Origin of the sequence: Brevundimonas sp. (assembly GCF_041919755.1) — a bacterium.
Classification (GTDB): domain Bacteria; phylum Pseudomonadota; class Alphaproteobacteria; order Caulobacterales; family Caulobacteraceae; genus Brevundimonas.
Genome location: NZ_JAYRTD010000001.1, coordinates 470996 through 483626 on the forward strand (window position 1 = coordinate 470996; position 12631 = coordinate 483626).

Annotated in this window: 15 protein-coding genes and 2 pseudogenes; 8 read left to right on the plus strand and 9 right to left on the minus strand. The window is 63.8% G+C overall.

Features of this window, described 5'->3' with window-relative positions:
* Nucleotides 1-24: 24 nt before the first annotated feature.
* The 4 genes and pseudogenes from ACE3TH_RS02520 to ACE3TH_RS02535 all read right to left on the minus strand — a co-directional run.
* Nucleotides 25-765, minus strand: coding sequence for an SDR family oxidoreductase (locus ACE3TH_RS02520; RefSeq protein WP_374596998.1), 741 nt, complete (start codon nucleotides 763-765; stop codon nucleotides 25-27).
* Between the two features lie 75 nt (nucleotides 766-840).
* The gene (locus ACE3TH_RS02525; protein WP_374597000.1) at nucleotides 841-1992 is read right to left on the minus strand and encodes an L-dopachrome tautomerase-related protein; all 1152 of its coding nucleotides are present in this window, start codon (nucleotides 1990-1992) and stop codon (nucleotides 841-843) included.
* Complete coding sequence (locus tag ACE3TH_RS02530; protein ID WP_374597002.1) at nucleotides 1989-3095, minus strand: NADH:flavin oxidoreductase/NADH oxidase; 1107 nt, start codon at nucleotides 3093-3095, stop codon at nucleotides 1989-1991. Before ACE3TH_RS02530 ends, ACE3TH_RS02525 begins: the two co-directional genes overlap by 4 nt.
* Nucleotides 3095-3477, minus strand: a pseudogene (locus ACE3TH_RS02535) (VOC family protein); the annotation flags it as partial. The gene ACE3TH_RS02530 and the pseudogene ACE3TH_RS02535, both read right to left, overlap by 1 nt.
* A 56-nt stretch (nucleotides 3478-3533) precedes the next feature.
* Between ACE3TH_RS02535 and ACE3TH_RS02540 the strand changes: the two are divergent.
* A complete protein-coding gene (locus ACE3TH_RS02540; protein WP_374597003.1) occupies nucleotides 3534-4241 on the plus strand; it encodes an IS6 family transposase in 708 nt (235 codons plus the stop codon).
* 372 nt (nucleotides 4242-4613) lie between these two features.
* On the opposite strand, the gene ACE3TH_RS02545 is transcribed toward ACE3TH_RS02540, so the two are convergent.
* Both ACE3TH_RS02545 and ACE3TH_RS02550 read right to left on the minus strand, forming a co-directional pair.
* Complete coding sequence (locus ACE3TH_RS02545; RefSeq protein ID WP_374597005.1) at nucleotides 4614-5027, minus strand: hypothetical protein; 414 nt, start codon at nucleotides 5025-5027, stop codon at nucleotides 4614-4616.
* A 63-nt stretch (nucleotides 5028-5090) separates the two neighbouring features.
* Nucleotides 5091-5417 carry a hypothetical protein gene (locus tag ACE3TH_RS02550; RefSeq protein WP_374597007.1) on the minus strand — a complete coding sequence of 109 codons (327 nt, stop codon included), beginning with the start codon at nucleotides 5415-5417 and terminating at the stop codon, nucleotides 5091-5093.
* Between the two features lie 90 nt (nucleotides 5418-5507).
* Here ACE3TH_RS02550 and ACE3TH_RS02555 point away from each other — a divergent pair, with 90 nt between their 5' ends.
* Nucleotides 5508-6047 carry a type 1 glutamine amidotransferase domain-containing protein gene (locus tag ACE3TH_RS02555; protein ID WP_374597009.1) on the plus strand — a complete coding sequence of 180 codons (540 nt, stop codon included), beginning with the start codon at nucleotides 5508-5510 and terminating at the stop codon, nucleotides 6045-6047.
* Between the two features lie 23 nt (nucleotides 6048-6070).
* On the opposite strand, the gene ACE3TH_RS02560 is transcribed toward ACE3TH_RS02555, so the two are convergent.
* Nucleotides 6071-6601, minus strand: a complete 531-nt coding sequence (locus ACE3TH_RS02560) for a DUF6880 family protein (RefSeq protein ID WP_374597110.1) — start codon at nucleotides 6599-6601, stop codon at nucleotides 6071-6073.
* A gap of 298 nt (nucleotides 6602-6899) precedes the next feature.
* A complete protein-coding gene (locus ACE3TH_RS02565; RefSeq protein ID WP_374597011.1) occupies nucleotides 6900-7367 on the minus strand; it encodes a hypothetical protein in 468 nt (155 codons plus the stop codon).
* Between the two features lie 159 nt (nucleotides 7368-7526).
* Here ACE3TH_RS02565 and ACE3TH_RS02570 point away from each other — a divergent pair, with 159 nt between their 5' ends.
* The 6 genes from ACE3TH_RS02570 to ACE3TH_RS02595 are packed head-to-tail and all read left to right on the plus strand — an operon-like array spanning nucleotide 7527 to nucleotide 11982.
* Nucleotides 7527-7964, plus strand: a complete 438-nt coding sequence (locus tag ACE3TH_RS02570) for a DUF2231 domain-containing protein (RefSeq protein WP_374597013.1) — start codon at nucleotides 7527-7529, stop codon at nucleotides 7962-7964.
* Nucleotides 7961-9301, plus strand: a complete 1341-nt coding sequence (locus ACE3TH_RS02575) for a sorbosone dehydrogenase family protein (protein WP_374597015.1) — start codon at nucleotides 7961-7963, stop codon at nucleotides 9299-9301. The genes ACE3TH_RS02570 and ACE3TH_RS02575 overlap by 4 nt, the downstream gene beginning before the upstream one ends.
* Nucleotides 9302-9330: 29 nt before the next feature.
* Nucleotides 9331-10146 carry a TIGR02587 family membrane protein gene (locus ACE3TH_RS02580; protein WP_374597017.1) on the plus strand — a complete coding sequence of 272 codons (816 nt, stop codon included), beginning with the start codon at nucleotides 9331-9333 and terminating at the stop codon, nucleotides 10144-10146.
* Nucleotides 10147-10175: 29 nt separating this feature from the next.
* A complete protein-coding gene (locus ACE3TH_RS02585) occupies nucleotides 10176-10541 on the plus strand; it encodes a hypothetical protein (protein WP_374597019.1) in 366 nt (121 codons plus the stop codon).
* Complete coding sequence (locus tag ACE3TH_RS02590) at nucleotides 10538-11275, plus strand: cytochrome c oxidase assembly protein (protein ID WP_374597021.1); 738 nt, start codon at nucleotides 10538-10540, stop codon at nucleotides 11273-11275. Before ACE3TH_RS02585 ends, ACE3TH_RS02590 begins: the two co-directional genes overlap by 4 nt.
* Entirely contained in the window at nucleotides 11272-11982 is a 711-nt protein-coding gene (locus tag ACE3TH_RS02595) for a cytochrome b (RefSeq protein WP_374597022.1), read from the plus strand. Before ACE3TH_RS02590 ends, ACE3TH_RS02595 begins: the two co-directional genes overlap by 4 nt.
* Before the next feature lie 19 nt (nucleotides 11983-12001).
* On the opposite strand, the pseudogene ACE3TH_RS02600 reads toward ACE3TH_RS02595, so the two are convergent.
* Nucleotides 12002-12574 (minus strand): annotated as a pseudogene (locus ACE3TH_RS02600) (cytochrome c); the annotation flags it as partial.
* Nucleotides 12575-12631: the final 57 nt, after the last annotated feature.

Below are 12631 nucleotides of genomic sequence, written 5' to 3' on the forward strand. Positions count from 1 at the left end.
CGCGGCCCCGCCTCCTCGTCGAAATCAGAACTGCTGTGCGGTCGGACGGATGACAATCGCGTTGGCGTCGACGTCATCAGGTTGTTCGACAGCGAACGCGATAGCACGCGACACCGATGCCGTCGGGATGGCCTGCTTGTAGAAGTCCAGCACCGTCTCGGCAGCCGTGCCAGAGGTCGTGAACTTCAAATCGCTTTCGACAGCTCCTGGCTCGATTGACGTGACCCGGACCTTTTCCCCCACCTCGTGGCGCAAGCCCTCGCTGATCGCGCTGACGGCGAACTTGGTGCCGGAGTAGACCGTGCCGCCTGGTGCGAAGACCTTGATGCCCGCAACCGAGCTCAGGTTGATGATGTGGCCGCTGCCCTGCTCGAGAAAGCCGGGAAGGGCAGCCGCGATGCCGTAGAGCGTACCCTTCAGATTGACGTCGATCATCTGGTCCCACTCGTCGGTGTTGACCTCGGCCATCGGACGGATCGGCATCAGCCCGGCGTTGTTGATAAGCACGTCGAGGCGGCCGAAGTCGGCAATGATTGCGGCGACGACGGACTGGACCGCCGACTTGTCGGTCACGTCCAGCGCGTAGCTACGTGCCGTGCCGCCGTTTGCAGCGATGTCCGCGACGACCTCATCGAGCCTGTCCTTGCGCCGTGCGGCGATGGCCACCTTCGCGCCGCGTTCCGCGAGAAGACGCGCGGTTTCTGCGCCGATGCCGGTGCTGCCGCCGGTGATGAGAACGACCTTGCCTTCGATACCCTTGGTCATGACTGTATTCCTTCAAGTCAATTGTTGATTTTCGCCGGATCGCGGCTCCGCGGGAGCCCGCCCGGCCTGATGGGGTCACCGCGAGCGCAACAGTACGGGAGCGGCGCCCACCTTGATGCGGAGCAGCTCGTAGGGCTTGCGGCGCAGGTCTCGGCCGCCGTGGAAGCCGGGCTGGCGGTGGAGCTGGTTGGCGGTGAAGTAGAGATATCCGTCGGTGCCGATCGACAGCGTGTCGGGCCAGCTGATGCGCGGGTTGCTGACAACCGTCGTCCAGCGGCCCTGGTCGAGCACGCGGATTGCGTTGTTCTCGTAATCGCCGGCGAACACGCGGCCCTTGTCGTCCTCGGCTATCCCGTCCGAGGCGCCTTTGCGCCCCAGGCTGCGGACCGCGCGGCCCAGCTCCTCCTCGGACACCGCGGGATCGCGCAACAACGCCGTGGGCACCGCGTGAAGCGTGCGGCCCGACAGCGGACCATAATACAGCAGGCTGCCGTCGGCGCTGAGCGCAATCGCGTCGCTTGCGATCGTGACCGGCGTTGCGGGGCCGTCAGCCGGGCGGTTCATGAGCACCGCGCCATCGACAACCGGGGTGAAGCCGGGCTCGGGGTTGGTCGTCGCATGGTTCGACAGGCGCCGGATCGCCCGCCCGCTTGCGATATCGACGACGATGATGCCGCCGATCCCTTCGTTGCTGCTGTCGGTGATGTAGGCGACGCCCTCGGCGCCCTGACGCAGATCGAAGCGCACGTCGTTGAGGTAGGTCGTGGGCAGCACCACGCTGGGCGGCAGGACAATCGTCTTCACCACCCGGTCGGTCGCAAGGTCGATTGCCACCAGCTTTGCACCGCTGGCCTGTGGTTGAGAGAATTTGGGCGCCGCCGTGTCGAGCACCCAGAGGCGATTGGCGCCGTCGGCCACCACGCTCTGCACCGAGATGAAATGCCCAGCCGGGTCGGCCGGATCGGGCTGGTTGGTCGCGGCGTCGGGATAAGGCACCGCCTTGCCGTCGACCAGCTCGGCAACCGTGAACGGCGCGTTGTCGCCCCATTGCGGGAAGTTGACGAAGATGCGCCCGTTGGGGGCGACGGTCACGCCAGTCGGCATCGCGCCATCGAAGGTCGCGACCTGTTCGATCTGGGGCGCAGATGCACCCTCGCGGGTCGTCGAGCAGGCGGCAAGCGAGAGGGCAGCGCCAGCGGCAAGAAGCAGTTTGACGGAGGTTTTCATGGGGTCATTTCCTCGAGGATGCGGCCCGCTTCGTGGGGCTCGGACCGGAGATATTGCGGGGGCGCATTGACCGATGCACCAAGCGCGGCGGCGGCGTGCCAGGGCCAACGCGGATCCCACAGCGCAGCGCGGGCTATCGCTATGGCGTCGGCATGCCTGTCTTCGAGGATGCGCTCCGCCTGGTGCGGATCGGTGATCATTCCGACCGCCACGACAGGCATGGCGACCGCGTCCTTGACCGTCCGCGCCAGCGGCACCTGATAGCCGGGACTGACAGGGATCTGCTGGCGCGGGTCGAGGCCGCCGCCGGAGACGTGGATTGCCGAACAACCGCGCCGCTCCAGCTCCTGTGCAAACAATGCGGTTTCCTCCGCTGTCCAGCCGCCTTCAACCCAGTCGGTCCCTGAAACGCGGACGGTCACCGGGCGGTCGGCCGGAAACGCTTCGCGCACGTCATCGAACACTTCGAGCGGGAACCGCATCCGGTTGTCGAGGCTGCCGCCGTATTCGTCGCCGCGCCGGTTGGAGATCGGCGAAAGAAACTCGTGGAGCAGATAGCCATGCGCGACGTGGATCTGGATGGCTTCGATGCCGAGGCTGCCGGCGCGCCGGGCGGCATCCGCGAACGCCTCCCGGATGCGGGCAAGCCCTGACTTGTCCAGTTCGACAGGGGGATTGTCGTCCGGAGCAAAGGGAATGGCACCGGGTGCCACGGTCTGCCAGCCATTCTCCGCATCGGGGGCGATCTGCGTTCCGCCTTGCCACGGCTTGGTGCAGCTCGCCTTGCGGCCGGCATGGGCCAGCTGGATGATCAGCGGCATGTCAGACCAACGGCGCACACTTTCGAGCACGCTTCGCATCGCCGCTTCGGTACGGTCATCGTACAGGCCGACGTCACCGTAGGTGATGCGCCCTTCCGGGCTGACCGCGGTCGCCTCTACCGTCAGCGCGCCCGCGCCCGAGAGCGCCAACTGGCCGAGATGCATCTGGTGCCAGTCGGTCATCGCGCCGTCGACTGCCGAATACTGGCACATCGGCGCGATGACGATGCGGTTGGCGAGCCGCAGCCCGCCAACCTCAATCGGTTCGAACAATTTCGCCATCACCATTCGCCCGTGTTGGGCATGGAGGCCCAGGGTTCGGCCGGAGCCCTATGTTCGCCCTTCTGCAGCAGTTCGATCGAGATCCCGTTCGGCGAGCGGACAACGCCATGTATCCGTCACGCGGGGGGCGATTGATCGTCACGCCGCCCGCCTGCAGCCGCGCGCACGTTTCGTAGATGTCGTCGACCCCGTAGGCGAGATGGCCGAAGTTTCGGCCGCCCGTGTATCTTTCGGAAACGCTGCCATCCTCGGGCGGCCAGTTGTACGTCAGCTCGACCTCGGCATCTCCCTGCTCGCCGTCGCCGCGGAAATCCTCGTCGGCGGCAAGGTAGATCAGCGTGTAACGCCCGGCCTGGTTCTCCATGCGCCGGGTCTCCCTGAGTCTCTGTCAGCCCAAACTTAGCCAGCCGGTAATCCGGTCCGCCTAGCTTCGCCGCCATGGCCAAGAGCACCAACCCGTTTCGCTACTTCGACAGCTCGCCGGAAGTGATCCGGCTCGTGGTGATGATGTATGTGAAGTACCCGCTGTCTCTCCGGAACGTGGAAGACCTGCTGGCCGAGCGAGGCATCGACATCTGCCACGAAACTGTTCGGCTCTGGTGGAACCGCTTCGGTCCGATGTTCGCCGCCGAGATTCGCAGGAAGCGGGTCCAGAAGATGCGCGCCTTCACTCACTGGCGGTGGCACCTCGACGAGGTCTACGTGAAGATCAACGGCGAGATGCACTACCTCTGGAGAGCCGTGGATCACGAAGGCGAGGTGCTGGAATCCTTTGCCAGCAAGACCAGGGACAAGCCGGCCGCCCTGAAGTTCATGAAGAAGCTGATGAAGCGGCAAGGGCGGGCCAAGGTCATCACGACGGACGGTCTGCGCTCCTACAAGGCTGCGATGAAAGAGCTCGGCAACACCGAGAAGCAGGAGGTTGGCAGGTGGGCCAACAACAGGGTGGAGAACTCACACCTGCCCTTCCGACAACGAGAACGGGCCATGCTGAGGTTCCGGCAGATGAAGACGCTGCAGAAGTTCAGCTCCGTCCACGCCGCCTTCCACAACCACTTCAACCAGGACCGCCACCTCATCAGCAGAGAGACATACAAGGCCCAACGCTCAGCCGCCCTGGCTGAGAGGAAGACGCTCGCCGGATAGGCGTCATCTCCCCTGCCCTACCTGCGTATAGCGGAGACAAGTTGTCGTTGGACTGACAGCACCGCCACGCACTTCTTCGATAACCGCCGGGTCCCTGTAACGCGGGAAATAACCCCGACTTTACCGCGCCTTCGTCGAACCCGGAGACCGACAGCCTGTCTCTGATCGCGCAATCTTGCCTGCAACACCCCCTTTTTGCCGCCCCCGTCTCCGTTCGCTCGGCGACGGGTCATTTTCGCCCGCCTGGGCTCGCCCTGAAAACAGGGAAGTACAGGGGAAATCGCTCGAATTTTCGATCCGAAGGCTCATCGTCGCAACCCGACAAGCCCCGCTACGACTGGGATCCCAAGCGAGATGCTCTTTTTTCTCCCCTTAACGGCAACAGGGAATTTCTCCCGGGCTAACAGGGAATACTTCTAGCGGAACAGGGAGGGATATCCCCCGATCAGGGATGCCGCGTCTGAACTTCAGCCCGCGGCGTAGAGACGGCTGCGCTTCCCAGTCGAGCGGCATCTCGTGGCGGGTGACCGCCTCCAGCGTCAGGCCGGCCGGCAGGCAGCCATCGAGGATCGCAGCTTTCAAGTCCGGGGCCAGGAAGGCGGTGCGGATGGTGCGGGCGGCGTAGGCTGCGGTCATACCTTCAGCCTCGGCGATCTGGTTCAGGGTCGTTGCCTGGCCCGTCAGCAACTGGCGCTTCCAGGCCTCGGCACGGATCAGGGCCACGCTGAGCGTAGGGTCAGCAGCGCGGTGATGGATCGCGGACTGACCATCGGGCCCGATGGCCACCTTGGCCCCGCCTCGTTTCACAACCCGGACCGGGATGGTCAGAATCCGGTCGGGTCCCCGGCACTAGAGCCGGTCGATCGAGATCCGGTCCTGCGGTCCCAGATTGCGACTTGCCTGCTCAAGCATCGCCTCGTCGAACTGGAGGGTGACGGCGTCGCTCGTGACCTCGACACGGTCGATCAGGTTACGGATCGCCGACCAGTCCGGCGACGCCTCGGTCTGGATGCAGAGGTTAAGCTCGTGCAGGCGACTGACCACGATCTCCTCGACGATATGGACCGAGATGCGTGTCACGGTGCCCAGGTTCTGGGGCCGCTCGGCCTGGATCAGGCTTGAGACATAGTATCTGTAGGTGGTCTTGCCGAGCTGCGCCGCCTTGAGCGGCGTCATGCGATTGCCGGCGGGTTGGTGTTTGGGAACGTCGTACCCGCCGCAGCATTCAGGGCGTCATCGCTCATATTCAAGTAGGAGACTGCTCTCGTGGCCAACACATCACTTTCCGGGAAGACTATTGCCGTTCTGGCCACCGACGGGTTCGAACAAGTCGAACTGACAGCCCCGGTTAAAGCCCTCAAAGAAGCTGGTGCGTCGATCGTGATCGTCGCTCCTGAGGCCGGCTCCATCCAGGGGTTCAACCACCACGATAAGGGTGACACCACATCGGTCGATCAGTCGCTCGCCGATGCTGATGCCTCCTCATTCGACGGACTACTCTTGCCAGGCGGCGTGATCAGCCCGGATGCCCTCAGAATCGATGAAAAGGCCGTCGCGTTCGTGCGCAGCTTCGGCGAAGCCGGCAAACCGATCGCCGCCATCTGCCATGGACCGTGGACACTGATTGATGCAGGGCTGGTTGACGGTAAGAAGCTGACATCTTGGCCCTCGCTTAAGACTGATCTTACCAATGCTGGAGCCAGTTGGGTGGATGAGCCGGTCGTTACCGATGGTGGCTTAGTCACCTCGCGGAATCCGGACGATCTGCCCGTCTTTTGTGACGCTGCAATCGAGGCGTTCGCTTAAGGCTAAAGAGTCTGAAGCTCTCACTATGCTCTTTGTCGAGTGCTCCGCGACGACCTCGAGACGGTCGCGCGGAGCTCTTCGAGATAGGCCGAATGCGGTTTGACGTCATCTTCGGCGGTAGCCACGGCAGCGAGCGATTGGGCTTCATCGAGCAGCTGCGACACGCCATCAGCGTCAAGCGAGGCGGACATCTGAACTAAGGTGGCTGCTCTGGCTCTTAGCAAATGCATCGCCGCGACTGGGTATCGCGCAGCTAAGCGCGACGCCCAAAGTGCACTCGCATCGGCACGCCCGTTCAGCTCTCCAAAGCGGGCCAGTATGGTCTCGGCCGCGTCATGCAGGGCACCCTGCTCAAACATAAATGCGAGGCCTCGATTAAGGTCGAAGTAGCTGGCAGCAAACGCGAGCGCGCGGTCGGTCGCGACAACGTCTCCAAAATCATTCAGGCGCGAGACAATGTCGTTCAGACTCGCCACGCTCAATGTTCGCTCGAACTTCAACCACCGCGCCGTCATTGCGTCTTCGCTACGCCCCTCGCTATCGAGCACAGCGATCTCTGCATCGAACTACCGCTCGTCGCGAACAGGAGTTGGCTCGGGTGCGTGCCAGCCTAAGCGCTTGCGAGATGGCTGCACCAGAGCGGCTTCTAGTGCCGCCCGAGCTTCAACAACTCGTCCACCTCGGTGCCTTCGAGGCTTGATTTAGCTGGCGTACTTCTGACGATCTTCAGCGAGTGACGATCTTCAGCGAGTGACGATCTTCAGCGAGGTTCACACCATGTCCACTGACATGCAATCGGCTGGTGAATATGGAGTGCGAGAAGTTAGACAAGCGAGCAGAGACAGACCGCTCTTATCGACCGCGCACTGCCAACGAAACGATCGCCAGGGCGCTACAGACGACAATCGCATCCTCGACTAGACCACTTCGAGTCTGACCCGCCCGCTTCATCGCCAGTTTGCGCGCACCCAAAGTGAGGTATGCCATGGGTACCGCTGTCGCCACAGCGATCCCACCACCGATGCGCTCGCGGCCTTTCGGAGCCAAGGCTGCTCCCGCGATCCCCGCACTCATGATGCGCGCGATCAAGCCGAGCGCCACCGTGCGGTCCGGGGCGGTCCTCATCTTGTCACCGAACAGTTCACCCGCACCCATAAGCAAGGCTCCCGCCGTGAACAGGGGCCTCTTCAAAAGGACCAGCCTTCCAGGCGTGGATCGTCCGGCAAGGTGCGCGGCTGCCAGGGCGGCCATGGGTGTCATCGAGCGCGCACTGGCCACGGCACCGATCAGCAGGGAGGGAAACAGCTCGGAGGATTTCATGCCTCTCAAATACACGGCGCGCCATCCGGTTCATCGGGTCGGCCGACGGCTCAGGTTCGTCACCCGGCGACCCATGGAAACCAATGCCAAGCTGAGGTGTTGCCAATCCGGTTGAAGGGACCGGCAAACGACACCGGGCCACAGCCTCAGGAGATACCGATGACGGCCGATGCCCCATATGCCCGGTCCGGGCCCCACCCCCTTCACGCCATCCTGCTGGGCTTCCCGATAACCCTGTTCAGCGCCAATCTTGTCACCGATGTCACCTATCTACGCACCGAGGAAATACAGTGGACTAACTTCTCGGCCTGGCTCAACGCCGGCGGTATGGTGTTCGCCGGCCTCGTGCTGCTCTGGGCCTTGGTCTCGCTTTTCCTCGGCTTGGCCAGCGCCGATCGTCTCCGCCGTCTGATCTATGCCGGGGTCGTGGCCCTCATGTGCATCGTGGGCCTGATCAACGCCTTTCAGCACAGTCGCGACGGCTGGAGCTCCGTCGGAACTGTTGGACTGCTTCTTTCGATCGTTACCGTCATCCTCGCCTTTGCAGCCGGCGTGATCGTCCATACCCGTATCTTCAGCCGCGAGGTCGTCCGATGATCCGTTCTCTGATGGGCGCGACCGCGCTGTTGCTCGTTGTGTCGGCCTGCGGCCGCAGCGACCCGAACCTGAACCAGACCGGCCCACAGCCTGACATTCCGCCCATTTCGGAAACCCTGGTCCCGCCGATGAAAATCGCCCAGCCAACCGGCTGGGGCGATCAGGTACCGACCGTGCCCGCCGGTTTCACCATCACCGCCCTGGCCACTGACCTTCAGATCCCTCGCCAGATGCTGGTTCTCCCCAATGGCGACATTCTCGTCGCGGAGGGCCGCGGCGGAAATGCTCCACCTCTTCGGCCGAAGGATGTGATCGCCGGGGTGATCAAGAAGCAGGGCAATACCAAGGTCGAGAGCGGCAACCGCATCACCCTACTGCGCGATGCCGACGGGGATGGTCGTGCCGAAGTCCGTAGCGTCTTCATCGACAACCTCAATGCGCCCTATGGCCTCGCCTTCGTCCAAGGCACGCTGTACGTGGCCAATCAGGATGCGCTCGTCAGCTTCCCTTACCAGGACGGACAGACCCGGATCACAGCCGCGCCGACCGAGGTGACCAAGCTGCCCTCCGCCATCAACCACCATTGGACCAAGTCCCTGACGGCCAGCGCGGATGGTCAGACGCTCTACGTCGGCATCGGCTCCAACTCAAATGTCGGCGAGCGCGGCATGGCCGTGGAAGAAGAGCGGGCCGTGGTCTGGGCGATCGACCGCACTACCGGCGCGCGTCGCACGGTGGCACGCGGTATTCGCAATCCTACCGCCCTCGCTATCGAGCCGACGACAGCGGCGCTTTGGGCCGTGGTCAATGAACGCGACGAGATCGGGCCGCAGGCCTCACCCGACTACCTGACCTCCGTTCGGGAAGGTGCCTTCTACGGCTGGCCCTATACATACTGGGGCAAGGTCGATCCGCGCGTCCGCCCCGCCAACCCCGAACTGGCGGCCACCGCCATCCTGCCAGACTATGCGCTCGGGTCCCATGTCGCCGCCCTGGGGCTGTCCTTCGCGATCGACGGCGGATTCGGTGGCTCCTTTTCGCAGGGGGCATTTATCGGCGAGCATGGCAGCTGGAACCGTCAGGACCTCAGCGGCTACAAGGTGACCTGGGTCCCGTTCGCCAATGGGCGTCCCTCCGGCCAGCCGGTGGATTTCGTGACCGGCTTCCTTACCGACGATGGCAAGGCGCGGGGGCGGCCTGTCGGCGTGACCTTTGATGCCGGGCGTCGGATCCTGCTGGTGGCCGATGACCTGTCCAACACCGTGTGGCGTGTCGCTCCACGGGTTAGACCGACAGCGGCGGCTGCTGCAACTACGCCGGTCGCTTCCTCCCGTTAGGTCAGGGCAGTCGAACAGGGGGCGTAAGGATGGCTGAGGCCTTGGCAGAGAGCGGGTATGCCCAGGGCCTCGGGCGCGCTTTCGGCGGTGCCCTAATCTTCAGCTTCCCTCTTCTGATGACGATGGAGATGTGGGAGCTGGGTCTCAACATGTCGCGGCTGCGCCTTGCCCTCTTTCTGGCCCTTGGATGTCCGCTGGTTTTGGGCTTGGTCTTTTACGCAGGCTTTCGAAAAGTCGATGGACGTACCGACGACCTTCTCGATGGACTGGCGGCCCTGACGGTCGGATTTGTCGTCTCGGCGAGCATGCTCTGTCTTCTAGGCGTGATCGATATCCAGGACCCTTTCCACCTCAACGTGGGCAAGGTGGCGCTGCAGGCCATCCCTGCAGCTATGGGAGCCGTTCTCGCACGAAAGCAACTTGCCGGCACGGGTTCGGGTAAGGGCGAAGACGACCATCCGGCCAGCTATCGCGGCGAACTCTTTCTCATGGTGGCGGGGGCCCTGTTCCTCGCCTTCAATGTCGCGCCAACCGAAGAGATGGTCTTGATTGCCTATCTGATGGAGCCGCTGCACTCCGTGGCGCTTGTCGTAATCAGCCTGCTGCTGCTTCACCTTCTGGTCTTTCGACTGGGCTTCGCCGGCGAGGAGGCGCATGAGGGGCACCTCAGGGCGTTCTGGGATTTCACCCTTCCCGGATTTGGCATCGCTCTTTTGATAAGCCTGTATGTATTGTGGACTTTCGGCAGGCTGGATGGTCTGGCCCCCGCCGAGATCGTGTCGACGATGATCGTCCTGGGGTTGCCGGCCAGCTTCGGCGCGGCCCTTGCAAGGTTGGTGGTGTGATGGTGCAGAGGAAGACGGCATCGGCCGGCATGTCGAAGACCGATCGCTTCCTGCAGATCACCATGGCGGCTATGGGTGCGGTTCTGCTGCTCGTGTCGCTGGCGGTGATCGCTGGGGGAGCCCTGGCAGGCTCGCGCGACGCCTTCATTGAGGTCACCGAGGTCAAGCGCGAATTTGTTGGAGGTCGGAGCAGGATCAGGCTTGAGGCCGTCAATCGCGGCGATGTCGCCGCCGCCTCAATCATCGTGACCGGTTCGGCACCGTCGGGGCAGATTGCGACCACGACCCTGGACTATGTTCCTGGGAAAAGCCGCCGGGCAGCGACCCTGAGCTTTGCCGGTGATCTCGCGGACACGCCCGTGAAGCTCGAAGCCACCGGCTGGATCGATCCATGATGATCTGGCAACCCTATTGCGGCCCCGGTGCCTTGCCTTCCGACTTCTGGACACAATGGAACCTGGACCCCCTTCTCCTGATCGGGCTGGCCATCCTGACCGCCGGCCTTCTCCATCTCACACGCTCCGACGGTCGCGCCCGCACCTTGGCCCTGGGAGCCATCCTCACTCTCGCCGTCGGGTTCGTCTCGCCCCTGTGTGCTCTCAGTTCGGCCCTGTTTACGGCCCGCACGCTTCATCACGTGCTTCTGGTGGCCGTCGCCGCTCCGCTGATGGCCTGCGCTTTGCCTGCCCTCAGACGCCATATCGGACTGGCCCGAGCCATCGGTGTCTTCGGCTTCGCCATCCTGTTCTGGGCATGGCACACCCCTGCCGGCTATGCGCTCGCCCTATCGAATGACGCGGCCTACTGGGCGATGCAGTTGAGCCTCACCGGCACCGCCATCCTCTTCTGGATGGCCGTCCGCGTGTCATCGGGACCGGCCGCCGTCGTGGCCCTGCTCATCACCATGGTACAGACTGGATTGTTGGGAGCCCTGTTGGTCTTCATGCCGGCCGCCATCTATGCGCCGCACCGGCTGACCACCTCTGCTTGGGGTCTCAGCCCCCTGGAGGATCAGCAGTTGGCCGGGCTGATCATGTGGGCGCCCGCCGCCGCCGTCTATCTGGTGGCGGCTCTCACCATCCTCGGCCGCTGGATTGGGCCGGACCGGGTCAGGATGCCCGCCGCATGATCGTCAGGCCGATCCAGCGGCTTCTGGAGTGGGCGGCCGGCCACGCCGACGAGGGTCGCTATTCGCCCGTAGGTATCGTGTTTCACTGGACGATGGCTGCACTGGTACTGTTTCAGCTCGGCTGGGGATGGTGGATGAACCGGGTCCAGGTCGGCGGGGACATGGTCGCGGCCTATGACCTGCACTATGCCGTAGGCGTGCTTATGCTCGTGCTGGCCGTGGCGCGGCTGGGATGGCGTCTGCTTGCCCCTGGCCCGATCAACGACGCCGACAAGCCCGGCTGGCAGAGCGTCGTGGCGCATGTGACCGCCTGGGTCTTCTACATCTGCCTGCTGGGCCTGCCGCTGAGTGGTTGGGCCATGATCTCCGCGACGGCTCGAGAGCAGCAGCCTGAGTTTCTCGGCCTGTTCAAGTTTCCGCTAATGCCGATGCAGGAGCTTGCCAACACCCAGAAATGGGCCATCGAGGCGGCTGCTGAATGGGCGCACTGGGGTCTTATCGTCACCCTCCTGCTGCTCATCCCGATGCACGTCGGGGCGGCACTCAAGCATCATTTCATCGATCGGGACGACGTGGTCCACGGGATGCTGCCGATCCTGCCGCAGTTGCCGCCGCGCCGGACGCGCTGGCAACGTCGCTTTCGGGTGCTTGAGCAGCGGGCTGGCGCTCAAGCCAGAGGGCTATGGCAGAAATTTCGCGGTCGGTAAGACCCGCCACCGCCTCGGCCATCACATTTCGAGGATCGTTCCGGCGCTCGGCCCGCTGCCAGCGTCGCAGCTGGTCGATGGTATAGGCTGCCGGCTGGCCGGAAACCGCGGGATTGCCGGGTCCAACCCCTTCACCGGCCATGCCATGACAGCTCGCGCACGTGGCTGCGCCGCGCACCGAATGACCCTGCGTCCAGATCGCGGGAGTCATCAAGGGCGGGTCACCTCTGACCGGCGCCGGCAACGACGCATAATAGAAGGCCACGTCGCGACGACTGTCCGCATCCATCCGCCGCGCAATGGCGCTCATGACGTCATGGTGACGGGTGTCAGCGGCATAGTCCTCCATCTGCTTCTGCAGATAGCCCGCATCCAGCCCTGCCAGCCTGGGCACACTCACACCGTCCCCCTGCCCCTGCAGACCATGGCAACTGAAACAGGCATTGGCCGCTCCGCTCGTCCCGCCGCTCAGCGCCACGAGTTCGCCGGTCTCGGTCAAGGCGGCATCGGTTTCGCTGACTGGCAGCTCACAGCCGCCGAGCACGGCCAGCACACCGAGCAGCAAAATCCTGGAGCCGAAAACCGTCTGCATGGCAACGGAACACGGGCTAACGGCTCAGGTTCCTTTTGTCTGGAACCGCGACGCTTG